Source organism: Nonomuraea sp. NPDC049269, assembly GCF_043197155.1.
GTDB lineage: Bacteria > Actinomycetota > Actinomycetes > Streptosporangiales > Streptosporangiaceae > Nonomuraea.
The window spans coordinates 204,153-226,386 of the sequence record NZ_JBICSO010000002.1 but is presented as its reverse complement, the minus strand read 5'-3'; the positions used below and the strand labels follow the sequence as shown (position 1 = coordinate 226,386).

Annotated in this window: 26 protein-coding genes; 17 read left to right on the top strand and 9 right to left on the bottom strand. The window is 67.9% G+C overall.

Annotation, left to right across the window (positions count from 1 at the left end):
- Positions 1-45: 45 nt before the first annotated feature.
- A complete protein-coding gene (locus tag ACGFNP_RS10530; protein ID WP_358340933.1) occupies positions 46-447 on the bottom strand; it encodes a VOC family protein in 402 nt (133 codons plus the stop codon).
- Positions 448-519: 72 nt separating this feature from the next.
- Here ACGFNP_RS10530 and ACGFNP_RS10525 point away from each other — a divergent pair, with 72 nt between their 5' ends.
- Positions 520-1,962, top strand: a complete 1,443-nt coding sequence (locus ACGFNP_RS10525; RefSeq protein WP_393317032.1) for an ATP-binding protein — start codon at positions 520-522, stop codon at positions 1,960-1,962.
- Here ACGFNP_RS10525 and ACGFNP_RS10520 read toward each other — a convergent pair.
- Complete coding sequence (locus ACGFNP_RS10520) at positions 1,956-2,525, bottom strand: TetR/AcrR family transcriptional regulator (RefSeq protein WP_393317029.1); 570 nt, start codon at positions 2,523-2,525, stop codon at positions 1,956-1,958. The two genes, ACGFNP_RS10525 and ACGFNP_RS10520, sit on opposite strands and share 7 nt — an antisense overlap.
- A 298-nt stretch (positions 2,526-2,823) precedes the next feature.
- Here ACGFNP_RS10520 and ACGFNP_RS10515 point away from each other — a divergent pair, with 298 nt between their 5' ends.
- The 6 genes from ACGFNP_RS10515 (at position 2,824) to ACGFNP_RS10490 (ending at position 8,388) form a co-directional block, all read left to right on the top strand.
- A complete protein-coding gene (locus ACGFNP_RS10515) occupies positions 2,824-3,972 on the top strand; it encodes a hypothetical protein (protein WP_393317026.1) in 1,149 nt (382 codons plus the stop codon).
- 124 nt (positions 3,973-4,096) lie between these two features.
- On the top strand, positions 4,097-4,768 hold the full coding sequence (locus ACGFNP_RS10510) for a hypothetical protein (RefSeq protein ID WP_358340927.1): 672 nt from the start codon (positions 4,097-4,099) through the stop codon (positions 4,766-4,768).
- 51 nt (positions 4,769-4,819) lie between these two features.
- Positions 4,820-5,383, top strand: a complete 564-nt coding sequence (locus ACGFNP_RS10505; protein ID WP_393317023.1) for a hypothetical protein — start codon at positions 4,820-4,822, stop codon at positions 5,381-5,383.
- 58 nt (positions 5,384-5,441) lie between these two features.
- The gene (locus tag ACGFNP_RS10500) at positions 5,442-6,392 is read left to right on the top strand and encodes a 3-oxoacyl-ACP synthase III family protein (protein ID WP_393317020.1); all 951 of its coding nucleotides are present in this window, start codon (positions 5,442-5,444) and stop codon (positions 6,390-6,392) included.
- Positions 6,389-7,507, top strand: coding sequence for a cytochrome P450 (locus ACGFNP_RS10495; RefSeq protein ID WP_393317017.1), 1,119 nt, complete (start codon positions 6,389-6,391; stop codon positions 7,505-7,507). The genes ACGFNP_RS10500 and ACGFNP_RS10495 overlap by 4 nt, the downstream gene beginning before the upstream one ends.
- Entirely contained in the window at positions 7,504-8,388 is an 885-nt protein-coding gene (locus ACGFNP_RS10490; RefSeq protein ID WP_393317014.1) for an NAD-dependent epimerase/dehydratase family protein, read from the top strand. The genes ACGFNP_RS10495 and ACGFNP_RS10490 overlap by 4 nt, the downstream gene beginning before the upstream one ends.
- On the opposite strand, the gene ACGFNP_RS10485 is transcribed toward ACGFNP_RS10490, so the two are convergent.
- On the bottom strand, positions 8,343-9,212 hold the full coding sequence (locus ACGFNP_RS10485; RefSeq protein ID WP_358340920.1) for a class I SAM-dependent methyltransferase: 870 nt from the start codon (positions 9,210-9,212) through the stop codon (positions 8,343-8,345). The genes ACGFNP_RS10490 and ACGFNP_RS10485 overlap by 46 nt on opposite strands.
- 128 nt (positions 9,213-9,340) lie before the next feature.
- On the opposite strand from ACGFNP_RS10485, the gene ACGFNP_RS10480 reads away from it, so the two are divergent.
- Entirely contained in the window at positions 9,341-10,708 is a 1,368-nt protein-coding gene (locus tag ACGFNP_RS10480; RefSeq protein ID WP_393317011.1) for an LCP family protein, read from the top strand.
- Here the strand turns inward: ACGFNP_RS10480 and ACGFNP_RS10475 are convergent.
- Positions 10,705-11,433, bottom strand: coding sequence for a class I SAM-dependent methyltransferase (locus ACGFNP_RS10475; protein WP_358340916.1), 729 nt, complete (start codon positions 11,431-11,433; stop codon positions 10,705-10,707). The two genes, ACGFNP_RS10480 and ACGFNP_RS10475, sit on opposite strands and share 4 nt — an antisense overlap.
- Before the next feature lie 105 nt (positions 11,434-11,538).
- On the opposite strand from ACGFNP_RS10475, the gene ACGFNP_RS10470 reads away from it, so the two are divergent.
- Genes ACGFNP_RS10470 through ACGFNP_RS10455 form a run of 4 tightly spaced genes read left to right on the top strand, consistent with a single transcriptional unit; the run spans position 11,539 to position 14,652 of the window.
- The gene (locus tag ACGFNP_RS10470) at positions 11,539-12,570 is read left to right on the top strand and encodes an ABC transporter substrate-binding protein (protein ID WP_393317008.1); all 1,032 of its coding nucleotides are present in this window, start codon (positions 11,539-11,541) and stop codon (positions 12,568-12,570) included.
- 5 nt (positions 12,571-12,575) lie between these two features.
- A complete protein-coding gene (locus ACGFNP_RS10465) occupies positions 12,576-13,370 on the top strand; it encodes an ABC transporter ATP-binding protein (protein ID WP_358340912.1) in 795 nt (264 codons plus the stop codon).
- Positions 13,371-13,402: 32 nt separating this feature from the next.
- The gene (locus tag ACGFNP_RS10460; RefSeq protein WP_358340910.1) at positions 13,403-14,257 is read left to right on the top strand and encodes an ABC transporter permease; all 855 of its coding nucleotides are present in this window, start codon (positions 13,403-13,405) and stop codon (positions 14,255-14,257) included.
- Positions 14,257-14,652: an Rrf2 family transcriptional regulator gene (locus ACGFNP_RS10455; protein WP_358340908.1), complete on the top strand. Its 396-nt coding sequence runs from the start codon at positions 14,257-14,259 to the stop codon at positions 14,650-14,652. The genes ACGFNP_RS10460 and ACGFNP_RS10455 overlap by 1 nt, the downstream gene beginning before the upstream one ends.
- Here ACGFNP_RS10455 and ACGFNP_RS10450 read toward each other — a convergent pair.
- Positions 14,622-15,161, bottom strand: a complete 540-nt coding sequence (locus tag ACGFNP_RS10450; protein ID WP_393317004.1) for a tetratricopeptide repeat protein — start codon at positions 15,159-15,161, stop codon at positions 14,622-14,624. The two genes, ACGFNP_RS10455 and ACGFNP_RS10450, sit on opposite strands and share 31 nt — an antisense overlap.
- A 69-nt stretch (positions 15,162-15,230) precedes the next feature.
- On the opposite strand from ACGFNP_RS10450, the gene ACGFNP_RS10445 reads away from it, so the two are divergent.
- Both ACGFNP_RS10445 and ACGFNP_RS10440 read left to right on the top strand, forming a co-directional pair.
- Positions 15,231-16,172 (top strand): ATP-binding protein, encoded by a 942-nt coding sequence (locus tag ACGFNP_RS10445; protein ID WP_393319642.1) that lies wholly within the window; start codon positions 15,231-15,233, stop codon positions 16,170-16,172.
- Between the two features lie 77 nt (positions 16,173-16,249).
- The gene (locus ACGFNP_RS10440) at positions 16,250-16,636 is read left to right on the top strand and encodes an SCO5389 family protein (RefSeq protein ID WP_358340904.1); all 387 of its coding nucleotides are present in this window, start codon (positions 16,250-16,252) and stop codon (positions 16,634-16,636) included.
- A 76-nt stretch (positions 16,637-16,712) separates the two neighbouring features.
- Here ACGFNP_RS10440 and folP read toward each other — a convergent pair whose 3' ends face one another.
- Positions 16,713-17,594 carry a dihydropteroate synthase gene (folP, locus tag ACGFNP_RS10435; RefSeq protein WP_393317000.1) on the bottom strand — a complete coding sequence of 294 codons (882 nt, stop codon included), beginning with the start codon at positions 17,592-17,594 and terminating at the stop codon, positions 16,713-16,715.
- A gap of 244 nt (positions 17,595-17,838) precedes the next feature.
- The gene (locus tag ACGFNP_RS10430) at positions 17,839-18,192 is read right to left on the bottom strand and encodes a hypothetical protein (protein WP_393316997.1); all 354 of its coding nucleotides are present in this window, start codon (positions 18,190-18,192) and stop codon (positions 17,839-17,841) included.
- A 26-nt stretch (positions 18,193-18,218) separates the two neighbouring features.
- On the opposite strand from ACGFNP_RS10430, the gene ACGFNP_RS10425 reads away from it, so the two are divergent.
- Entirely contained in the window at positions 18,219-18,935 is a 717-nt protein-coding gene (locus tag ACGFNP_RS10425) for a DUF5753 domain-containing protein (protein ID WP_393316994.1), read from the top strand.
- A complete protein-coding gene (locus ACGFNP_RS10420) occupies positions 18,917-19,147 on the top strand; it encodes a DUF397 domain-containing protein (RefSeq protein WP_393316991.1) in 231 nt (76 codons plus the stop codon). The genes ACGFNP_RS10425 and ACGFNP_RS10420 overlap by 19 nt, the downstream gene beginning before the upstream one ends.
- A gap of 290 nt (positions 19,148-19,437) precedes the next feature.
- On the opposite strand, the gene ACGFNP_RS10415 is transcribed toward ACGFNP_RS10420, so the two are convergent.
- Positions 19,438-20,037 carry a TetR family transcriptional regulator C-terminal domain-containing protein gene (locus ACGFNP_RS10415; protein WP_358337843.1) on the bottom strand — a complete coding sequence of 200 codons (600 nt, stop codon included), beginning with the start codon at positions 20,035-20,037 and terminating at the stop codon, positions 19,438-19,440.
- Positions 20,038-20,085: 48 nt separating this feature from the next.
- On the opposite strand from ACGFNP_RS10415, the gene ACGFNP_RS10410 reads away from it, so the two are divergent.
- Positions 20,086-21,057, top strand: coding sequence for a GNAT family N-acetyltransferase (locus tag ACGFNP_RS10410; protein WP_393316988.1), 972 nt, complete (start codon positions 20,086-20,088; stop codon positions 21,055-21,057).
- A gap of 94 nt (positions 21,058-21,151) precedes the next feature.
- Here the strand turns inward: ACGFNP_RS10410 and ACGFNP_RS10405 are convergent, their stop codons facing one another.
- Positions 21,152-22,132, bottom strand: a complete 981-nt coding sequence (locus tag ACGFNP_RS10405; RefSeq protein ID WP_393316985.1) for an LLM class flavin-dependent oxidoreductase — start codon at positions 22,130-22,132, stop codon at positions 21,152-21,154.
- Positions 22,133-22,234: the final 102 nt, after the last annotated feature.

The following is a 22,234-nucleotide window of genomic DNA, read 5'->3' as shown; positions in this document are numbered from 1 at the left end:
TCTTCGCTGGGACTTCCCGGTCTACGACCTGACACCGTGTGAGAGTCAATCGCGCTCACGGTGGCAGACGGCCTCCAGGAGGAATCCAAACGGATCCCGCCAGAAAGTGGCGTAGTAGGGCGGCGGATATTCGGGAAAATTGCGCGGCTCCTCCACGACCACATCCCCCAGCGAGACCACCCGCTCGTGAACCGCACGGACCGCGGACCGGCTCCCGACCATGAACGCCAGGTGCTGCAGGCCCGGGTGGTCGCGGGAGTAGCCGGCCGTTCCGTCGGCCGCCGGATAGAAGAACAGGAAGGTGCCGGGCTTGCCCCCGGCGGGCCGGTAGGCGAACTGGTCGGCGCCATTCAGAAACTCGTCGAAGGCCAGGAGCGGCATCAACTGGTCGTAGTAGGCCTTGGCTCGCGTCAGGTCGGGGACGCTGATCCCGATGTGTCCGATCACCACGCCATCATGCGCTTCCAAGGTAAGCTATGTATCGTTCATAGTATGATTGGATCATAGTTTGGAGCGAGGATGGTCGCCGAATTCTCGGGACGGTCCCACGACCTCAGGACGCTCGACGAACAGTTGCGCCTGGTCCTGGACGGCAAACTGACCACCCGCGGTCGAGCGGTGATCATGACCGGGCGCCGCAGGGTCGGCAAGTCACGCCTCGCGCAAGAGTTCTGCGATCGTTCCGGGCTGCCGTACGTCGTCTTCCAAGCATCTCGTGGGCGAGCCCCCGGCGCGGAGCGAAGCGACTTCATCGGAGAGGTGGCGTCCGCGGGGCTCCCGATGTCGGAGTTGGTCCAGGACACTCAGCCGCAGGACTGGAACCAGGCGCTGAAGTCGCTGGTGACAGCCGCAGCCGATGCCCCGTGCATCGTGGTGCTCGACGAAGTGCCGTGGCTGGTCGAGCAGGACGGCGAGTTCGAGGGGGCGCTGCAAACAGTCTGGGACAGGTTCCTCTCCGCCCAACCCATCCTGCTTCTCCTCGTGGGCAGCGATCTGACGATGATGGAGGCGCTCCAGCAATACGGCCGGCCTTTCTTCGGACGAGCCGCCCGGATGACCGTTCAGCCGTTGAATCTCGCCGACGTCGCGGAGATGACGCGACTGCCGGCGGCCGACGCCATCGACGCGCTCCTGATCACGGGCGGATTCCCGGAAATAGTCCGCTCCTGGGAGCCGGGGCTGTCACGTGTCGACTTCCTGCGCGCGAGCCTCGACTCGCCGTTGTCTCCGCTGCTCGCCGCCGGAGAGCTTTCGATGCTGGGCGAGTTTCCCGCGGGCTCGCACGTTCGCGCCGTCCTGGAAGCGGTAGGTACGGGCGAGCGTACGTTTTCCAACATCGCCACCAAGACGGGCGGCGGAACCCCGCTCCTGCCCGGCACACTCGCGCCGATCCTGACGAGTCTGGCGGCCAAGCGAGTGATCGCCACCGACCTGCCCCTGTCCACCAAGCCGGACACCAAGAACAAGCGATATCGGATATCCGATCACTATCTGCGCTTCTGGCTGGCGTTCCTGCAGCGCGCCATCGCCGACAGCGAGCGAGGTCGCCCGGATCTGGCCTTGCGGCGCATCGAACGATCCTGGACGGCCTGGCGAGGACGCGCCGTGGAGCCGATCATCCGCGAGACCCTGGCCAGAACGCTGCCGGATGACCGGTGGCCGGACACCGAGGAGATCGGCGGCTGGTGGAATCGCCAGAACAATCCGGAGATCGACCTGGTGGGCAGCGACAGAGGTCCGGTCGCGAGAGACGTGCACTTTGTCGGATCGATCAAGTGGTACGACAACCGGCTGTTCGATCAGCGCGATCATGAGGAACTGGTCCGCGGCGCCGCCTTCGTACCGGGCGTCTCGATCGACACGCCGACCATCGCCGTCTCCAGAGCCGGGTTCGAGCCCGGCCTTCCGCTAGACCAGTCGTGGGGGCCTGAGGAACTACTGGCCGCCTGGCGTTCTCACTGACCGCCGGAGGTCTCGATGCCGGTTCTGATCAGGCCGAGCAGGCGGCTGGTCAGGCCCGCTCCGTCACGGGCGTGCTGGCCCGCCCAGGCGACCCCGACCACCAGCGCCAGCAGATCGTCGACGGCGAGGTCGGACCGTACCTGGCCGGCCTGCTGGGCCCGCTGGAGCAGCCGGGTGGCGGCGGCGCGCATGGCGTGGCAGGAGCGGTACAGCTCGGAGGTCTCGTCGCCGAGAGCGTCCAGGATCGACGCGGGCAGGCCCTGATAACGGGTCGAGCCGGTGGCGAAGGCGAGCAGCCACGCGGCCAGCGCCTCGCCGGCCGGCTCGGTGTCGATGAGCTCGTCGGCCCGCGCGCAGAGAGCGTCGAGGCCGTGACGCATGGCGGCCTCGATGAGCGCCTCGCGGGTGGGGAAGTGGCGGTACAGCGTGCCGATGCCGACCCCCGCGCGGCGGGCGACGTCGCGCAGGGAGACGTCGGTGCCGTGCTCGGCGAACGCGGCGCGGGCCTCGTCGAGCAGCCGGTCGTAGTTGCGGCGGCCGTCCGCGCGCATCGTGTCCGCCATTCGGCTCGCCTCCAGGCTGGCATTCGGAGCAGTGCACCGGATAGCAGGATAGCCGGATGGCCGGGTCGAACGCCGTCGAGCCGTCCGCCCGCATGGCGGCGAGCGGACGGCTTCAGGCTTCAGGCGGATGACGGGGCCGAACCCGTTGTTACCTCCCGTACGTCATCCGTGTGCGTAGGCGGGGACGGATCCGCGCTGCCACCAGACGTTCCAGGCGCCGCGCGCGTGGACGGACCCTCGTCGGCCGCTGCCCCAGGTGTAGGTCTGAGACGGCGTGCGCTGTTCGAGGCTGCCGACCTTGGCGGTCGTGGGGTCGATGCAGTCAATCTTCGGCTCGGCCGGGCGGACAACGGTCGACTCGACCGGACAGGCCGCAGCCGGAGCCGCCGCCACCGGAGCCGCCGCCATCGAAGCGGACGGGCAGGCAGCGGCCGGGGCCACCGGCCGGACGGCGGTCGATGCGGCCAGAGCCGGGCAAGCCGCGGTCGGGGCCGACGCCATCGAAGCGGACGGGCAGGCAGCGGTCGCGACCGCCGGGCGGACAGCCGTCACCCTCGGACGGACAGCCACCGTGGTTGTCGGGTGGACAGCGACCGTGGCTGTCGGACGGACGGCCACCGTGGCCGTCGGATTGACAGCCGCCGTCACCGTCGGACGGACAGCCGCCGTCACCGTCGGACGGACAGCCGCCGTCACCGTCGGACGGACAGCCGCCGTCACCGTCGGACGGACATCCACCATTGCCGAGGGACGGACAGCCGCTGTCACCGTGGGGCTGATGACCGCCGTGAGCGTCGGATGGACAAACGCCGAAATCGTCGAGTGGACCATCACCGTGGTCGCAGGACGGACAAGCACTGTGGCCGAGGGACGGACAACCGCCGTGGCCGAGGGACGGACAGCGGCCGTGGCCGCCGGGCAGGCGGAGACCTGGGCGATCGGGCGGACGATCGTCGGGGCGGCGGCGGAGCAGGGAGAAGCCGGGGCCTCTGGGCGGACGGCCGTCAGGGCCTCCGGGCGGGCAGCGGTCCAGGCGTCAGGACAGACGGTGGCCGGACGGACGGCCGTCGCCGCCTGGCAGGCAGAGGGCGCGGCGAGGGTGCCGGCCGAGCGGACGCTGCTCACGCTGGATCGGCTGATGCTGCTCACACTGGAGCGGCTGATGCTGAAACTGCCGGAGCGGACGCTGTTCGCGTCGGCGAAGAAGAAGTGGCCCGTTGCCTTGAAGTCTTCCGTCCCGACCGCACTGATCGGGAAGAAGGTGAAGCCGCTGCTGTCGAACTCGTCGTCGGCAACCGCGGGCCCTGCGCCCAGCAGCAGGCCGGAGGCGGTCAGCGCTAGAGCGGTGATGGCGTGCTTGTACAAGGTCTATCCCCCAGAGGTGATGACACCGTTGTTTCGCCCGCTGGCTTACCCGGCCCTTTGGATCAGCTGCCTCCCCAAATGATCTAGTTCGCTTAAAGATCAGCAGACTGCCCATACCGATTTGTTGGAATGATTGGTAGAAATCCTGTCAAATCCGGGAACGGTGTGCTCATACTTGGGGAAGCTGGTCCCACAGGAGCACGATCATGCGGAAGACACCCCCACGCATGGCTCCGGAGTCAAGGCTGGAGTCAAACCACTTCCTCCAACTCGCCGCGATCGACTTCAGCGGCGTATACGCGGTCCACCTGGCCGCCAAGGAAGAACGTCTGAAGATGACGAGGCTCGCGATGAGCCTCTTGTCCGGACCGTTCCTGGCCGCGATCGCGCTCACCAGCGCGAAGGTCGTCGACCCGCAGGACCTGACGGAGTGGCACCGGGTGCCGTGGTACCTGTTCGCCCTGGTGGCGGCGTTCGGCCTGCTCAGCGTGCTGCCGTTCCTGCGGCTCATCGAGGCGGTCAACGCGCACGCCAGGACGGCCAGAGCGATCAACAACTTCCGGCTCCTGTACGCGGGCCGGCTCAAGGACGAGCTCAACTGGTCGCCGAACCTGCCGGTCGATCCGCGCTTTCCCGAGACGTACGCGCCTCTGGCCTGGCCGGGGATCAACGTGATGATGCTGGCGATCGTCAATTCGACGTACCTGACCGTGGGTGTCAGCGGCCTCGGCGGGCAGGATCCGAACCTGCTCATGCTGCTGAGCAGTATCACGCTGGTGGCTCTCGTCCATTACTCCGTTTACTACGTGCGCTGCAACGTCAGCAGGCGGCGCCGGCTCCCGCACAATCCCTACGAATTCCCGAATCAGGAGACCTGAATGCCCGGCCCGACACTTTGGGCGTCGTGTGGGGAGGCGTGGATATGGCTGATGCGCCATGTCTGGACGGCGGGGGCGCTCGCCGACGATGACCGAGGTCCCGTCATCGAGGCGCCGTCCGTACTGTTCGAGATCGCGGTCACGAGTGGGAACGACCCCATCATCGAGAGGTACGGCGACACGGACCGGCTGGCGCTGTACCGCAGGAAGTTCAGCCAGGACACGATCGTGCCGCCGTTCAAGTACAGCTACGGCGCCAGGATCAAGGGCCAGCTCCAATGGGCGGCCGACCTGCTGCGGGCCAAGCCGTACAGCAAGAGCGCCTGGATCTCGCTGACCACCCCGGGCGAACCCTACGACTCGGTCCCCTGCCTGATCGGGCTGGCCTTCAGGATCAGGGAGGACGCGCTGGTCATGACCGCGACGTTCCGGTCACAGAACGCCTTCACCAGCTACCTGAACTACCTGCCGCTCGCGGACGTCCAGGCCGGGATGGCGGGACGGCTGGGGCTGGGCACCGGTCCGATGCGGGTGTTCGTGGACGTGCCGCACCTTTATCTCGCCGACAGCACGCAGGTGCTGCGCGTCATGCGGCCCGCTCCACATCACCTATAGGCACCTCGGTGAGCGGCTGGCAAACGTTCTGCAAGGGCGACCCGCTAGGTTTCGGCAGATGAAGGCCCGCATCACCAGGATTTCCATGTACCTCCCCGCAGGCACGCTGACCAGCGACGAGGTCGAGCGACGCATCCAGGGCTACCGCCCCCCGCGCGGCATCGTCGAGCGGATGACCGGCATCAGGCGCCGCCATGTGGCCTCCGACGATCAGCAGGCCTCGGACCTGGCCGTCGAGGCCGCCAAGGAGCTGGCGACCGACGTCGATCTGCTGATCTTCGCCTCGGCCTCGCAGGACCTGGTCGAGCCCGCGACCGCGCACATCGTGGCCGCCAAGCTCGGCCTGTCGTGCCCGGTGTTCGACGTCAAGAACGCCTGTAACAGCCTGCTCAACGGGATCCAGGTGGCCGAGGGACTGATCGTCTCCGGGTCGTACCGCAGGGTGCTGGTGTGCTCGGGCGAGACGCCCTCGCGGGCGATCCGCTGGCGGGTCAGGGATCGGGCGCAGTTCGTGGACGCGTTCGCGGGGTACACGCTGTCGGACGCGGGCGCGGCGGTGCTCGTGGAGGCCGACCCCACGCGCGGCATCTTTTATCGCGATTTTTCGGCTGATAGTAGGGCGTGGGCTATCGGCACCCTTCCTGGCGGCGGCTCCATGCATCCGCGCGACCCCGAATACTCCTACTTCCGTGGCGACGGCCGCAGGCTGAAGGAGGCGTTCGAGCTCATCGGCCCCGACCTCTTCCTCAACGCCCTGAAACGCACCGGCCTGACCTGGGACGACTTCGCCGTGATCGCGGTGCACCAGGTGGCGTTGCCGTACCTGAAGGTCCTGTCGCAGGCGCTGGACCTCCCCGAGGACCGGCTGGTGATCACGCTGCCCGACCACGGCAACTGCGCATCGGCCACACTCCCGCTCCAACTCGCGCACGCCCGCGCGGGCGACCGCGTGGCACTGCTTGGCCTCGGCGGCGGCATCAGCCTTGGTGTCATGCTGGCGGACCTGTGAACGACACCCGCCTCTACCTCGCCGCCCACCCCTTCGCCTACCCGCTGATGCGCCTGCTGGCCCGGCTGGGCGCGGTGGTGCGGGTGCCGGGCCTTGGTGTGGTGGTCAACGACGCGGCACTGGCCCGGCGCGTGCTCATGGACGGCCGCTTCCGGAAGGACGGCCCCGGCTCGCCTGGTGACCTGTGGACGCCCGTGCTCGGCCCGTCGGTGCTGCTCAACATGGAGGGCGACCCGCACACGGCACTCCGCGCCAAGCTGGCCCCGCTGTTCACGCCGTCGTCCGTCGCCACGCTGGTCGCCGACGTGCTCGCCGGCCCACTGGACGACCTCCGCGTACGACTGGCGAACGGCGACACGGTAGACCTGGTGGACGAGATGCGCCTGCTGGCCGGAGCGGTGATCTGCCGGGTCGTCGGCCTCGGCGACGTGCCGGCGGCCAGGGCCAGGCGGCTGTTCGCCGACGGGGAGCGGGTGGTGTCGATGGTCTCGCTGCGCACCAGGGGCCTGAACGCCCGCCAGCTCAGGGTGGCCCGCGAGGTGCTCGACGGGATCGGCGACATCGCGCAGGCCGCCTACGACGCGGGGGATCCCGCCACAGTGATGGGCCGGATGCGCGAGCTCGGGCTGTCGGCGGCGGAGGCCCGTGGGGCGGCCGGGGCGTTCTTCCTCACCGGCACGGAGACGGTCGCCACGTTCGTGCCCCGGCTGGTCGCGTTGCTGCACGACCACGACGCCTTCGGCGCCGACCTGGATCTGGCGATCGAGGAGGCGATGCGGGTCACCACGCCGACCCCGGTGATGCTGCGTTCCGTCGCCGAGCCCGTACGCCTGGGCGGGGTCCTGGCCAGGCCCGGCGACCGCGTGGTGATCGTCACGCACAACTGCGCCCGCGCGTACGGACCGTTCGATCCGTCCCGGCCGCATCCGCCCGAGCTGCGCCGCCTGTGGTTCGGCGCCGGGCCGCACTTCTGCATCGGCTACCCGCTGGCGCTGGCCGAGATCCGCGCGGTGGCCCGGGTCGTGCTCGCCCGCCCGGTCAGGGTGGTGACGCGACGGGCCGCCAGGGGCGTGCTCATCCCGACCTACGAGCGGCTGCTGATCAGGGCCGCATGAGAGTCGGGGTCACCGGGGCGTCCGGTTTCGTGGGTGGCGCGGTCTGCCGGGCGGCCGTGGCCAGGGGCTGGCAGGTGTACGGCTTCGGGCGCCGGCCCACGGAGATCCCCGGCGTGCCGTACCTCATCTGGGACCTGACCGGCCGCGACCGCCCGGACCTCGACCTCGACGCGCTGATCCACTGCGCGGGGAGCGTCACCGACTGGGGCCCGCCGGCCGGGATCTGGCGGGCCAACCTCGACGGGACCCAGAACGCCCTGACGGCCTTCCCCCGCGCCCGGTTCGTGCACGTCAGCACGGCCAGCGTTTACGACCCGCGACGGCCGACGGTCATGGCCCGCGAGCACGAGGCCCCGGTGAGCCGGTACGTCAACGCGTACGGCGCGTCCAAGGCGGCCGCCGAGCGGCTGGTCGAGGGGCGTGCGGTGATCCTGCGCCCGCACGCCGTCTACGGTCCCGGCGATACCACGCTGCTCCCCCGGGTGCTGCGGGCGGTCAGGGGCCGCAGGCTGGTCGCGGTCGGCGACGGGCGGCAGCGCGTCAGCCTGACCTCGGTGGCCAACCTCGCCCAGGCCTGCCTGCTGGCTGTCACGGGCCCTCTCGGCACCTACAACGTCACCGACGCCGAGCCGGTGGTCCTGGACGACGCGCTCCGTGCCGTACTGCAGGAGAAAGGCATCGACGCGACCCCGCTCTATCTGCCCCGACGGCTCGCCCACGGCCTGGCGGCGATCTCCGAGACGCTCACCCGCCAGCCGCGCCTGACCCGCTACGCCGTCGGCCACCTGGCTGTCGAGCGCACCCTGGACATCAGCGCGGCCCGCGACCGACTCGGTTACGCGCCCTCGCCGACATCTTTCGCAGGCGCCGCGTCCTGGTGAGGCCCACGAGGCCGCCCGCCATCTGGGAGCGCCTCGTCACCGGCCGGAGGCGCCTCGCCGGCGGCGACCGCCTTGGCGCCGACCGTGCGTGCCTCGCCGCCGTTCGGGCTCGGCTTGCGCGCCTCCACCATCTCCGACTTGAACCACGGCCCGCCGTACCAGAACCGCCACCCCAGGTCACGTCTGCGCACGTCGACCACGCCGAGCTCACGCAGCACGGTCTCGTACTGGGGCGTGTGCTGGAAATCGGCGATCAGCATCAGCCCGCCCGGACGCAGCACCCGATGCGCCTCCTTGACGGCCTGCTCACGTCCTTCCACGGTCGGGATGTTGTGGATGGCCAGGCTGGACACGATCACGTCGAACCGGCCGTCGTCGAACGGCAGCTCACGCATGTCACCCGTGACCAGCTCGACCCGATCCGACACCCCTTCGGCCTCGGCGTTGGCCCTGGTGACGCCCTCGGCGTTGCCCGACTGATCTACGCCGCGCCACAGGTCGATGCCGGTGGCCCGGCCCTCGCGCAGCCGCTGGGCCGCGAGCAGCAGCACCATCCCGCGCCCGCAGCCGAGGTCGAGAACCTGCTCGTCGCCCTCGATCCGGCCGAGCTCCTCGCCCCAGACGGCGAACTTCCCCCGGCGGGTCGTGTAGAGGTAGCTGGCCGCGCTGGCCAGCGTGTAGACCGCGCCGAGCAGGAACGCGATCGCCGCCGCCGGAACATCGGAGACGAACGAGACCGCTGCCAGCACCAGCAGCACCACTGCCCCGAAGAAGAGTCCGGCAAGGGCCCATGGCGCGTCGAATCCATAGCTACCGCGCTTCACACTCACGTTATATCGCAAGATGGACTTCACCGAAACTTGCCGTGACACTGCCTTTTCCGCAAATACCCCGCGTGCAACTCGTTACTAGCCTTGAGAGCAATTCGTAGAACAGGGGGGGCTTACCAGGGATGACAGTGAGAACACGGGGTTTTGGGCTTGGCTTCAGCATCATCCTCACCCTCGCGTCGACCCTGCTGTGGGGGGTGGCCCACCTGGCCGCCGACCGCCGGAAGACCGGCCTCGCCCTCATGGCGGCGCACGTGCTGATGCTCGCCATGATCCTCACCGTGATCACCGTGTTCGGCAGCAAGCTGCTCCCGCTGGCCGTCCAGCCCGCCTGGCTCACCGCCTTCTCGATCATGATCGCCACGATCGCGATCATCTGGACTGGGGTGGTCATCTGGTCGTACATGCTGGTCCGGCCCGCGCCCGTGAACCGCGTGGGCCGCGCGGTGACCAGCGCGCTGACCATCGCCCTGTGCGCGCTCATCCTGACCCCGGCCGTCTACGCGGCCCGCGTGACCTACGTGTCGCGTGATGTGGTCAACAGCTTGTTCACCGCGAACGTCTCCCCTGTCGTGTCCCAGGATCCATGGGACGGCGCGAAGCGGATCAACCTCCTGCTCCTCGGCGCCGACGCCGCCCCCGGCCGGCCCGGGGTGCGTACCGACAGCATGACCGTGGCCAGCGTCGACGTCGCCACCGGCGCGACGATCCTGCTCGGCCTGCCGCGCAACCTGCAGCGGGTGCGCCTGCCGGAAGGTCCGCCCAGAGAGCGCTTCCCGGACGGCTTCACCGGCGCGGGCCCGGAGACTCCCGGCCTGCTCAACGAGGTGTTCCAGTACGCCGAGGACTATCCCGAGATGGAGCCAGGCATACGCAAGGGGCAGCGCGGCCCGACCCTGCTCAAGAAGACGATCAGCGGCATCCTCGGCATCCCGATCACCTACTACACCATGGTCGACATGAAGGGCTTCGCGCAGATCATCGATGCGATGGGCGGCGTGACGGTCACCATCAAGCAGCCGATCGTCTACGGCAAGTACCGCGAGGGCCTGTTGCGCCCCGGCACCCGCAAGCTCTCCGGCGCGGACGCCCTCTGGTTCGGCCGCTCGCGTACCGACAGCGACGACTACGTACGCATGGGCCGCCAGAAGTGCCTGCTCAACGCCGTCGCCAAGCAGGCCGACCCGGTCACCGTGCTGAACAGCTTCGAGAAGCTGGCCGTGGCGACGAAGCGCGCCATCTCCACCGACATCCCGCAGAACGTGCTGCCCGACCTGGTCGAGCTGGCGCAGCGGGTGAAGGCCAACAAGATCAAGAGCCTGAGCTTCGTACCGCCGTTGATCAACACGGTCTATCCCGACTGGAGCCTGATCCGGCGCGAGGTCACCAAGGCCCTGGCCGACCACGGCCCGAGCACCACGCCCCCGCAGGCCACCCCGGGGACGCCGAGCCCCGAGACCCCGATCGCCCTCGACTCCGCCTGCCGTTAACCGCGCCTGAGCAGCAGCGTCACGAACCCGAGCAGGTCACGGTACCCGTCGAGCCACATCTTCCGGTGCTCCAGCGCTGCGGCCATCGCGGCGTCGCCGTCGTCGCCGGGGTGCCGCAGCGCCCAATCGATGAGCGACCCGGTCCACGACCACTCGTAGTCGTACCACTCCCCCCGCTCGCTGACGTGGGCGTACACGGTGCGGTAGCCGCCCGACTCGGCCTGTGCCACGGTGCCCGGCAGGTCCGCGTACTCGCCGATCTCCGCCTCGACCTCCCTGCTCGGCGGCCGCTCCCAGAACCCCTCGCCCACCAGAGCCAGCCCACCGGGAGCGAGCAGTCCGCCGATCGCCTCCATCGACGGCGTAAGCCCGCCGAACGCGTGCGTGGCACCGACGCAGAGCACCAGATCGTACGGCTCGGCCGAGGTGAAGCCCGTCGCGGAGCCGTGATGCAGGGTCAGCCGGTCCGCCACCCCGGCCTCGGCCGCCGTCCGGCGGGCGTTGGCAAAGCCCGCGTCGGACAGGTCCACACCGTCGGCCGTGGCGTCGCCGTACAGCTCCAGAAGCCGGACGCTCCAGAACGCCTCACCGCAGCCCAGGTCCAGGATCCGCGCGCCGCTCGGCAGCTTGGCCCGGCGCAGCAGCCGGGTCAGGTTCGCCTCGCTGATCGGGGAGGCGATCGGGTGGTCGGCGTGCGCGAGGTGGCTGATCAGCTGTCTCTCCATATGGACAGATCCTAGTTATCCCCCTATACCAACTTGACGTGTAGGGATTCGGAGGGTTTCATATGCACATAGCCGACTTATTAAGTAGGAAATAGGGAGTAGAGCATGAACGCTCGCAGGGTGCTAGCCGCTCTGGCCGCAACCGCACTCACCGCGCTCGCGGCGGCCTGCGGGAGCAGCGCGTCTCCCACTGGCGCGGCGAAGGAACTGCGCCTCGGCTACTTCCCGAACATCACCCACGCCACCGCCCTCGTCGGCGTCGAGAAGGGCTTCTTCGCCAAGCACCTCGGCGTACCGGTGAAGACCAGCACGTTCAACGCCGGCCCAGCCGCGATCGAGGCGGTCTTCTCCGGCGCCATCGACGCCACCTATATCGGCCCGAACCCAGCGATCAACGCCTGGGAGAAGTCCAAGGGCAAGGCCATCAACATCGTCGCGGGCGCCGCGTCCGGCGGCGTCTACCTGGTCGTCAAGCCCGGGATCAACTCCCCCGCCGACCTCAAGGGCAAGAAGATCGCCACGCCGCAGCTCGGCAACACCCAGGACGTGGCACTGCGCTACTGGCTGGAGAGCAAGGGGCTCAAGACCGACACCAAGGGCGGCGGCGACGTTCACATCGTGCCCCAGGAGAACGCGCAGACGCTGCAGACCTTCGCGACCGGCGACATCGACGGCGCCTGGGTGCCCGAGCCGTTCGCCAGCCGCCTGGTCATCGAGAGCAAGGGCAAGATCCTGCAGGACGAGCGTGACCTGTGGCCGAACAAGCAGTTCGTGATCACCCACCTGATCGTCCGGCAGGACTGGGCCAAGGCCAACCCCGACCTGCTCAAGAAGCTGCTCGAAGGGCACGTCGAGGCCACCAAGTACCTCAACGACGACCCCGCCGCGGCCGCGCAGACCGTCAACACCGCGATCCAGAAGCTCACCCAGAAGCCGCTCAAGCCCGAGGTGCTGGCGAGCGCGTTCAAGAACATCACGTTCACGAACGACCCCATCGCCTCCTCACTCACCGGCAGCGCGGACCATGCCGTCAAGGTCGGACTGCTCAAGCCGGTGGACCTGAACGGCATCTACAACCTGAAGCCCCTCAACGAGGTGCTGGCCGCGCAGGGCCAGCAGTCGATTTCGGACAGGTGACGCACATGACGACGCAGGTGGTCGATCGCACGACGGCGGTCCGGCTGGAGGCCGTCTCCAAGGTCTACGGTCACGGCGGCAACGGGCTGCTCGCCCTCGACAAGGTCTCGCTGTCGGTACGGCCCGGCGAGTTCGTCTGCCTCCTGGGTGCCTCCGGCTGCGGCAAGAGCACGCTGCTCTCGCTGGTCGCCGGGCTCGACAAGCCGACGCAGGGGGAGATCTCCACGGTCGGGCGGCAGGTCGCGATGATGTTCCAGGAGCCGGCGCTGTTCCCGTGGCTCACGGTCTCGGCCAACGTCGAGATGGCCTTCCGCGCTGAGGGCCTGTCCAAGCACGACCGTCGGAGCAGGGCGGCGGAGTTCCTCGACCTCGTGCACCTGGGCGGATTCGGGAAGAAGCGCCCGCACGAGCTGTCCGGCGGCATGCGCCAGCGCGTCGCCCTGGCCCGCGCGCTCGCCCAGTCCTCCGCGTCCTCGTCCTCTTTGGAGGACGGCGCGGTGCTGCTGATGGACGAGCCGTTCGGGGCGCTCGACGCGATGACCCGTGACCTGCTGCACGACGAGCTCGAACGCATCTGGCGGGAGCGGGCGCTGTCCGTCCTGTTCGTCACGCACAACGTCCGTGAGGCCGTACGGCTCGGCGACAAGGTCGTGCTGCTCAGCAGCCGACCCGGCAAGGTGGTCGAGGAGTTCCCCGTCGAGCTCGCCCGGCCCCGCCGCACCGACTCCGCCGAGGTCGCCGGGCTGGCCGCGAAGATCACCGACCGGCTGAAGGAAGAGGTCATGCGCCATGGCCACTGAAAGCTCAGCTTTTCGACGCAGAGAGGCGAACGATGGCCGTTGACACGCACGCGCGGCAGATCGCCGGGCTGGACGCGCTGGAGCTGGCCAGTGACCAGCGGGCCGGGATAGCGTCCCGGGTCTGGGCGCGGGTCTGGCCGATGCTGACCGCGATCGCGCTGGTGCTGGTCGCCTGGCAGCTGGTCGTGCTGAGCGGTCGCTGGCCCGAGTACGTCTTCGCCGGGCCGATCACCACGTTCCAGGACCTCGGGCACCGCCTCGGCGACCCCGAGTTCTACCAGGCCGTGGGGACCACCATGCGCCGGGCCGTCACCGGCTTCGCGCTGGCCGTGCTCGTCGGACTGGTCGTCGGTGCGGCCGTGTCGCGGGTGAAGGTGCTGCGGGCCGCCTTCGGCGCGCTGATCACCGGCCTGCAGACCATGCCGTCGATCGCCTGGTTCCCGTTCGCGATCCTGCTGTTCGGGCTGACCGAGAGCGCCATCACGTTCGTGGTGATCCTGGGCGCCGCGCCGTCGATCGCCAACGGCCTGATCACCGGCGTCGACTACACGCCGCCGCTGCTCCTGCGGGCCGGGCACGTGCTCGGGTTCCGGCGGTTGCAGCTCTACCGGCATGTGATCCTGCCCGCGTCGCTGCCGTCGTTCCTGGCGGGGTTGAAGCAGGGCTGGGCGTTCGCCTGGCGCTCGCTGATGGCCGGTGAGCTGCTGGTGATCATCGCCTATCAGTCGTCACTCGGGGAGCAACTGGCGATCTCGCGGGAACTGTCCGACTCGCCGGGACTGATCGGCACGATGATCGTGATCCTGGTGATCGGTATAGTGATCGACATGTTGTTCGAGGCGGCCGACAGCGCCTTGCGGCGGCGCTGGGGTCTCAATCCGGTGTGATGCGGGTCTCCGCGCGAACCGATTACGCGCTGCGGGCGGTCAGCGAATTAGCGGCGGCACCGCCGGGGCCGGTGCCGGCCGAACGCATCGCCGTGGCCCAGAACATCCCGCGCCGCTTCCTCGACAACATCCTGCTGCAGCTCAGACGGGCCGGGCTCATCCACAGCCTGCGCGGCCCCGACGGCGGCTACTGGCTGGCGCGCCCGGCGGAGGACATCACGCTCGCCGACGTGATCGCGGTCATCGAGGGTAAACCCGAATATCCCGCGCACGGTGGCTATCCCGGTGTCGCGGGGCCCTTGGCCGACGTCTGGAGCGCACTGCGCGAGCACGAGGAGCGGCTGCTGACCGAAGTCACCTTCGCTCAGATCGTCTCGTCCAAGTTCTCGGCGTAGTAGGAGATGGCCCTGGCATAGCCACCCGCCCGGTCTGACTCGGCGACGACCGCGAGCAACGAGCTGACGGCCTCGCGCGCCCGGCCCGCGTTGTAGAGCGCCATGGCGTTGAACGTCCGCAGCCCCGCGTCGCCGGGGAACTCCGCCAGCCCGCGCTCGAACGTCTTCAGCGACTCCGCGACCCGCCCCAGCACCCGGTAGGTGCTGCCCAGCCCGAGGAAGGCGCCCAGCCGGTCCTCGGCGCTCAGCCCGTCACCCGCCAGCGCGCGTACGTAGAACGGCACCGCCTCCGCCTCCAGGCCAAGCGCGTCGTGCACCCACGCGGCCTGATAGGCCACCTCGGCGTCCTCGGGATGCCGCGCCGCCAGCGCGACCAGAAGCTCGCGGGCCTCGTCCCGCTCCCCCGCCTCACGCAGCCCCACGGCCCGTGCCAACTCCTCGCGCAGCCCCACTGCCAGCGCCAATTCCTCGCGCAGCCCCACGGCCGGCGCCAATTCCTCGTCACGCACGCGCTCAGTGTGCCATGATGAGCGTGACCTGAAACGGTAACGGTTTTCATAATCATCGGGAGGGTGCTCGTGAGGGTGGCGTTCGTCGGGAAAGGCGGCAGCGGCAAGACGACGATGTCGGCGCTGTTCGCGAGATACGTGGCGAGCCAGGGCGGTCCGGTGGTGGCCGTGGACGCCGACATCAACCAGCACCTGGCCCTGGTGCTCGGCGTCGAGGAGCCGCCGGAGCCGCTGGGCTCCCGGCTCACCGAGATCAAGGAGCTGCTGCGCGGCGACAACCCGCGCATCCCGTCGGCCCAGGCCATGGTCAAGACGACCCCGCCGGGCCGCGGCTCCCGACTGCTGAGCTTCAAGGATCTGGCGACCAGCGAGTTCGCGGTCACCACGAGCGAGGGCATGCGGCTGATGGCGACCGGCCCCTTCAGCGCGGACGACCTGGGCGTGGCCTGCTACCACTCCAAGGTCGGAGCCGTCGAGCTGCTGCTCAACCACCTGGTGGACGGTCCGGGCGAATACGTGGTGGTCGACATGACGGCCGGGGCCGACTCGTTCGCCTCGGGCCTGTTCACCCGCTTCGACCTGACGTTCCTCGTCGCGGAGCCGACCAGGCAGGGCGTCAGCGTCTACCGGCAATACCGCGACTACGCCGCCGACCACGACGTGCCGCTCGCCGTGATCGGCAACAAGGTGCACGGCCAGTCCGACGTCGACTTCCTGCACGACCAGGTGGGCGACGACCTGCTCACCTGGATGGACCACTCCTCCGCCGTCCGCGCCATGGAGCAGGGCCAGCGCTTCGCCCTCGACGACCTGGAGCCCGCCAACACCGACGCGCTGGCCATGCTGCTCAAGCACCTGGACGCGCAGACCAAGGACTGGGCCCGCTTCGGCCGCCAGGCCGAGGAGTTCCACCTGCGCAACGCCCGCTCCTGGGCCAACGCCAAGACCGGCCTCGACCTGGCGGACCAGATCGACCCGGAGTTCGTCTATGGCGGCTGCCCGACCACATGACTGTCCCCTCCGGTCGTCTGGAAGCCTCCGCCGAGCCCACCTAGCGTTCGAATCAATCCCCGTTGAGAGGAGACAGCATGTCGCTGACCGTTCCGAACGATCTACTCGATCAGGCCAGAACGGGCGAGGTCGACGACGCGGCGTTCATCGCCTGCGTCCGCGACTCTCTGCCGTACGCCTGGTCGGTGATCAGCGAGCTGGTCCAGCACCGCGACAGGACCGGCGCCGACTTCGCCGACAACCAGGTGCCCCCACCGGACGAGGAGGCCCGCGGCCAGCTCCTGCGCTGCCTGGCCAGCGACTCGATGCGGGGCGCCTTGGAGCGCCACTTCGGCGTCCGCCTGGCCTTCCAGAACTGCCATCGGGTGGCGGTGTTCGCTCCGACGGCCTCCGCCGCGTTGCGCGAGTTCGTCACTCCACGCGCACAGATCCTCAACCAGAAACCCGAGCTGGTGGACTGCTGATTCCCCTTGTGGCGGGCCGGTTCCTCCCGGCCCGCCACGCCCATCTGTGCCCGCCGCAGTTTGGATTGGCGCTCTGTTATGCGCCGGCATCCTCCAGGCTTAGCAGCGCTTCTACGTTTCTCATCGCGGCAACGTTTGCTTCCACGTCATGTACGCGCACAATGCGCGCACCCTGATATATGCACATCGTGTTAGCCGCGATTGTTCCCTCTTTTAGCTCCGCTGCTCCCCGCTCAACGTTCAGCGACTCTCTGATGAAATGCTTGTTGCTCACCGCCACCACGGTGGGAAACCCTATTGCCGTTATTTCTGCGAGTTTCCTGGTCAGCTCCAGCGAGTCGCTGGTGTTCTTGTTCAAGTCGTGACCAGGGTCGATGAAAATCTTTTCCGGCTGCACGCCGCAGTCCAACGCGTACGCCACGCGCTCACGCAGAAACGCCGCCACTTCCGCCGTCACATCCTCATAGCTAGGACGGGACACCGCACTATGCGGCCCCGCCAAGCTATGCGAGATCACCACACTCATGCCCGACTCAGCCACGAACTCCGCTATTCCCGGACTCCGCAACCCGTTGGTGTCATTCAGTACATCCGCCCCCGCTGTCCGTGCCGCACGTGCGACCTCGACCAGGTGCGTGTCTACCGAGATCACCGCATCCGTGATCTCACGAATACTGCTGATCACAGGCGTGATCCGCTCCATCTCCTCTTGTGCCGTAAGAGGCGGTTGATCAGCGCGGAAAGACCTACCTCCGATGTCAATCCACTCCGCTCCCTCTCCTAAAGCACGCTCCGCCGTCGCCACCGCATCGCCAAGTTCGATCGATGTCCGCGGATCCAAGCCTGAATTGGGCGTACGATTCACGATCGCCATGACCACTACATGCTTGGAAAAATCAAACTCCCGCCTGCCGACCATCCGCTGCGGTGCGATCAATTCCGGGTAATACACTTTCACGGCTTTCCTTCTTTATTTTCTCTGGTCTCGATCTTTGCAAAGGCTAGCCCGCTGCCGCCAATGAAGACAACGAGTCAGCCGCCTGGAGGCCTTCTATCTCGGCTACGACTCCGCTGCGTGGCACACGTGGCAGCAGGAAGACGGCACGTGGAAACCCGAGACCTGGAAGTCCGGCTCGCCGAGCCGACATCAGGCTTACCAGGACAACCTTCGCGTCGTGGACGGGAGGAGGAACACCCACTGGCTAGACGTCGTCCGAGTGGATGAGCCTCCCCGAAGCGAACAGCGCATTTTCTGGCCTCCATCCCTGGCAGTAGTTCGGGTCGTCGACGAACTGCAGCGTCAGGGACCGAACATGCAGGCACGGCCATGCTTCGACGTTGATATCGCTGCCGAACCCTCCTTGGGGCATCTGCGAGCAGGCGCAGCACCCCGTGAACCACAGTCCTCGCTGCTCCACACGGCCGCCGCCCGAGAAGATATATGGGGCGCACATTCGCCGGGGCTCATGGACGACGAGTCGCTCAAACCCCGCCTCATCCAGCCGCTTCAGCAGAAAATCTAGCAGTTCCTCCACGAACGGCTCAAAGCGCGCCACTTCGGCATCATCCCATCAGGTCCACGGTGGCGGTCAACGATCTTGACCCGCGCCTAACAGCAGTTCAGCGCTTCGGCAAGGAGCTCGCCCGCGTTCGCAAAGAGGTTGACATGACACAAGTCCGGCTGGGCAAACGCCTATGCCGCAATATCACCCCTCCCACCGGCCCCGACTGGTACATCCGTTGGACAGAGGAAATCGAGCCCTACGCACGTGTGCTCCGAAGTTGGGACCCTCTCCAGATTCCCGGCATCCTCCAGACGGAGGCATACGCGCGAGCCGTCTTTCGCGGTGGCCTATTCGTTTCTGAGCAAGACATACAAGACAAGGTTGATGCCCGTATGCGGCGTAGGGGCATCCTCCTACGAGACAAGTCGCCCACCTTGCTCGTGCTCCTGGACGAGTGGGTGCTTCGTCGCCCCATCGATGGCGCCAGGGTTATGGAGGAGCAGCTTGATTACCTGCTCACCGCTGCGGAACTCCCCAACGTCACGATACAGATCGTCCCCTATGACACCACTTGCACGACAGGCCTGATGTCCGCATTCATGATTGCCGAGCTTTCCGACACCCCGACCGCTGTCTCAGTAGACTCCGCGGCAAAGGCGGAAGTCTCTGCAGATCATAAACTCGTTACTCTGACCTGGGACATCCATGACAAACTACGCACAGAGGCGCTCCGCCCCGGTCCGTCTCTAAAAATAATCAAGAAAGCGCGGCACCAATGGAAGCAGCAGACCTGAGCGACATTGACTTGTCCGGGGCCGTCTGGCGGAAGAGTTCCCGGTCCGGCTCAAACGGCGGCCAGTGCGTCGAGGTCGCAAGCAACATCCCCGGAATCGTCGCTGTCCGCGACAGCAAGGACCGTGGTGGCCCCGCACTCACCTTCACACCCGGTGAATGGAGAGCCTTCTTGGGCGGCGTCAAAGACGGCGAATTCGACCAGCTGGGCTGACTGCCCCCGGTAGCGCGCCTCTCATCTTCCGCTCCCGATTGGCTGGCCCGCTACCGCGCGACCCGGCCCAGAGTCGAACGCAAGCGCGCATCTGATGGAGCGACGGCACGGCGGACGCCGCGCCGTGTCCGGGGCACGATCAAAATCGACGCTGGCTTCTCCCTGCCGGCTGCTGCTCTGCCCGTGCCGGCCCGTTGTGCGCGGTCGAGGCCGGCTACGTACAGGTCCTGGTCGCAAGTTGCCCATCTGTCCGTGAACATGAGGCCGAAGTGATCCGCGACACAGGCGGCTTACAGATCCCCCGCTGTGGTGGCGAGCGTGGCCAGGTAGCCGTCGAGGAGGCGGATCTGCCGCTGAGGCGGGAATTCCTCCGCGTCGAACAGCGCCTGCACGATGAGGCCGAGCGCGAAGGACTGGATCGCCACCGCGAGATCGTCCGGATCCGACGGCGGCAGCTCCCCCAGGCGCTGCGCCGCCTCCACATGGTGGCGGATCCGTTCGCGTGATCGCGCATAGCGGGCCGCGTGCCCAGCCGCGAGGTCCGGGTCCGCCATCGCGGCGTCCCACGAGCCGACCCAGATCCGATTGTCCGCGGCTGTCTGCCTCGTCAGCGGAAGGATATCCATCAGCACCGCGCGCAGGGCGGCGAGCCCTTCGGGCGCGGTACGTCTCGGCCGTGCCGCACGGTGCTCGTCCAGCAACGTCAACGCATGCGCGACCAGGTCCTTCTTGCTCGGAAAGTAGTGCGTGAGCAGTCCGGTCGTCGCGCCCATCTCGGCGGCGACCGCGCGCAGGGTCAGGCCGCCGAACCCGTACGTGGCCAGCACATGCCACACGGCCGCTGACACGTCGCGGCGGCGGGCGTCGTGATCTCCCTTGTGGCGTGGCATGCCGACAGGATACGTTCGCAAAACATCCGTTATGTGAATGGGGGTTCCATGTTCGCCACCCCGCTGCGTGGCAAAGCCGAGCTGCGTGCGCTCGAGCCGCATCATGCCCAAGAGTTCTTCGCCCACCTGGACCGTGCCCGCACGCACATCGCCCCCTGGGTGGGCACGAGCTTCGTCGCGGGCGATCTCGACGCCGCGCGGGTGGTGCTCCAGCGCTACGCCGACGGCCAGGCCGCCGACCGGCAGCGCCTGTACGGCATCTGGCTCGACGGCACCCTCGTCGGCGGCACCATGTTCGTCACCTTCGACCCCGCCCTCGGGGTATGCGAGATCGGCTGCTGGCTCGAGCCCGCAGCGGAGGGGCACGGTCTGATCACCCAGGCGGTCCGTACGATGATCGACTGGGCTTTCGGGGTACGTGGGTTGAGCCGCGCCGAGTGGCGCACCTTGTCCGGCAACGTGCGCAGCATCAACGTGGCCAAGCGACTGGGTATGAGCCTCGACGGCACGTTGCGGCAATCCGTCCCGGGCGCCGACGGGCTCCGGCACGACAAGCAGGTCTGGTCCGTGCTCGCCGCCGAATGGCCGCAATCCGTCCAACCGGATAGAAGGGGCACCAACGTCGAGCCCGAGCTCGACCAGCTGATGCGCGCCTTCCTCAGCGCGTTCACCAACACCGGCGGGCGTCGGCCGAACCTCGACGTCATCCGTGAGGTGTTCATTCCAGAAGGAACGATCATCAAGAACGTCGGGGCCGAGCCCGTGATCTACGACCTCGAGGCGTTCATCGAGCCTCGGGAGAAGATGCTGACCGACGGGACGTTGACCGAGTTCTCCGAATGGGAGGTGGCCGAGCGGACCGAGATCTTCGGGGCGATCGCGCACCGGTTCAGCGAGTACGGCAAGTCCGGTTTCCTCAACGGAGAGTGGTTCGAGGGCTTCGGCCGCAAGACCACCCAGTTCGTACGGACGCCCTCCGGCTGGAGGATGAGCTCGATGGCCTGGGATGACGTGCCATGACCTGCTGCGTTTATGACGGACGCGACAGCGGCCTGCCGCCATCCACCCAGAACGGCCATCGGCTCGCCTTTGACCGGCCCCGGCCATCTTCCGCTCAGCCGGTGATCTGCGGCAACACCTCTGCCCCCAGGCGATGGATGTTCTCCAAGGTGCGCCGGTGGTCGCCCATCCCCTCGACCATCAGGATGAGGTGCTGAATTCCCGTCGCTTCAGAGGTGCGCATGATGGACTCCACGCATCGATCCGGCGAGCCGACCGGGTGGACGCGTGTCAGGAAATCTACGTATGCCGAAATATCCCGTGATGGCGGTTCTCTGTTGTCTATCGGTACATAGCCGGCGAGGCCGGGCCGCAGCCAGCGAGGCAGGGACTCCGTTAAATCGCTTCTGGCTTGGGCGGTGGAGTTCGCCACATGGGCGACGGCCGCCGCCATGTGAGTTTGGGTGGCGCCCCCGTAAGACTCGTACATGGCGATCATCGACTTCTTCTGCTCGTCGTCGATGTGCATCCCGAGCAGCATCGGCAGGTCACGTTTCGCGGCCAGTGCCACGGTCGGCGGTGAGGTGCAGGCCAGGACCGGGCGCAGCCGGGCCGGTGGGACCAGCGGGACTTCACGGAAGCTGAAGAACTCCCCCGCCGCCGACACCCGCTCCCCCGAGAGCGCGGCCAGCAGCACGTCCAGCGACTCCTCGAAGCCTCGCTCGAAGCGCTCCAGCCCGGTGCCGAACACCTCCAGGTCCACCCACGGACCGCCCCTGCCAACGCCCAGCGTGAACCGGCCGCCCGACAGGTGGTGCAGCATGGCCGTCTGCTCGGCCAGCGCGACCGGATGCTGGGTGGACAGGACGCTGACAGCGGTGCCGAGACCGATGCGAGTGGTCCGGCCGATCGCCACGGCGGCCAGTGTGGTGGCCGAAGGGCAGACGCCGTAGGTCATGAAATGGTGCTCGGCGATCCAGGCATCGGCGAACCCGGCCGCCTCGGCCGCCACGATGAGGTCGAGGGCGTTCTCCAGCACCTGCTCTGATCTCTGGTCCGGAAATCGGGCCACGATAAGAAATATCCCGATTCGCACCCCACCGATGATGGCTCACCAAGCGGGACTAATCGAAGAGGCTCGCCTGACCCTCGCCCACCGCCGGATCCCGGTGCCGTTTGAGGTGCCGCCAGCAAGCCC

Bases quoted from the DNA above. Each gene is read 5' to 3' on its own strand.
- ACGFNP_RS10500 (WP_393317020.1), top strand. From the start codon at position 5,442: ATGAAGGCCCGCATCACCAGGATTTCCATGTACCTCCCCGCAGGCACG.
- ACGFNP_RS10455 (WP_358340908.1), top strand. From the start codon at position 14,257: ATGCGGGTCTCCGCGCGAACCGATTACGCGCTGCGGGCGGTCAGCGAA.
- ACGFNP_RS10490 (WP_393317014.1), top strand. From the start codon at position 7,504: ATGAGAGTCGGGGTCACCGGGGCGTCCGGTTTCGTGGGTGGCGCGGTC.
- ACGFNP_RS10510 (WP_358340927.1), top strand. From the start codon at position 4,097: ATGCGGAAGACACCCCCACGCATGGCTCCGGAGTCAAGGCTGGAGTCA.
- ACGFNP_RS10420 (WP_393316991.1), top strand. From the start codon at position 18,917: ATGGAAGCAGCAGACCTGAGCGACATTGACTTGTCCGGGGCCGTCTGG.
- ACGFNP_RS10465 (WP_358340912.1), top strand. From the start codon at position 12,576: ATGACGACGCAGGTGGTCGATCGCACGACGGCGGTCCGGCTGGAGGCC.
- ACGFNP_RS10520 (WP_393317029.1), bottom strand. From the start codon at position 2,525: ATGGCGGACACGATGCGCGCGGACGGCCGCCGCAACTACGACCGGCTG.
- ACGFNP_RS10470 (WP_393317008.1), top strand. From the start codon at position 11,539: ATGAACGCTCGCAGGGTGCTAGCCGCTCTGGCCGCAACCGCACTCACC.
- ACGFNP_RS10460 (WP_358340910.1), top strand. From the start codon at position 13,403: ATGGCCGTTGACACGCACGCGCGGCAGATCGCCGGGCTGGACGCGCTG.
- ACGFNP_RS10505 (WP_393317023.1), top strand. From the start codon at position 4,820: ATGCGCCATGTCTGGACGGCGGGGGCGCTCGCCGACGATGACCGAGGT.
- ACGFNP_RS10475 (WP_358340916.1), bottom strand. From the start codon at position 11,433: ATGGAGAGACAGCTGATCAGCCACCTCGCGCACGCCGACCACCCGATC.
- ACGFNP_RS10525 (WP_393317032.1), top strand. From the start codon at position 520: ATGGTCGCCGAATTCTCGGGACGGTCCCACGACCTCAGGACGCTCGAC.
- ACGFNP_RS10415 (WP_358337843.1), bottom strand. From the start codon at position 20,037: ATGCCACGCCACAAGGGAGATCACGACGCCCGCCGCCGCGACGTGTCA.
- ACGFNP_RS10480 (WP_393317011.1), top strand. From the start codon at position 9,341: ATGACAGTGAGAACACGGGGTTTTGGGCTTGGCTTCAGCATCATCCTC.
- ACGFNP_RS10440 (WP_358340904.1), top strand. From the start codon at position 16,250: ATGTCGCTGACCGTTCCGAACGATCTACTCGATCAGGCCAGAACGGGC.
- ACGFNP_RS10410 (WP_393316988.1), top strand. From the start codon at position 20,086: ATGTTCGCCACCCCGCTGCGTGGCAAAGCCGAGCTGCGTGCGCTCGAG.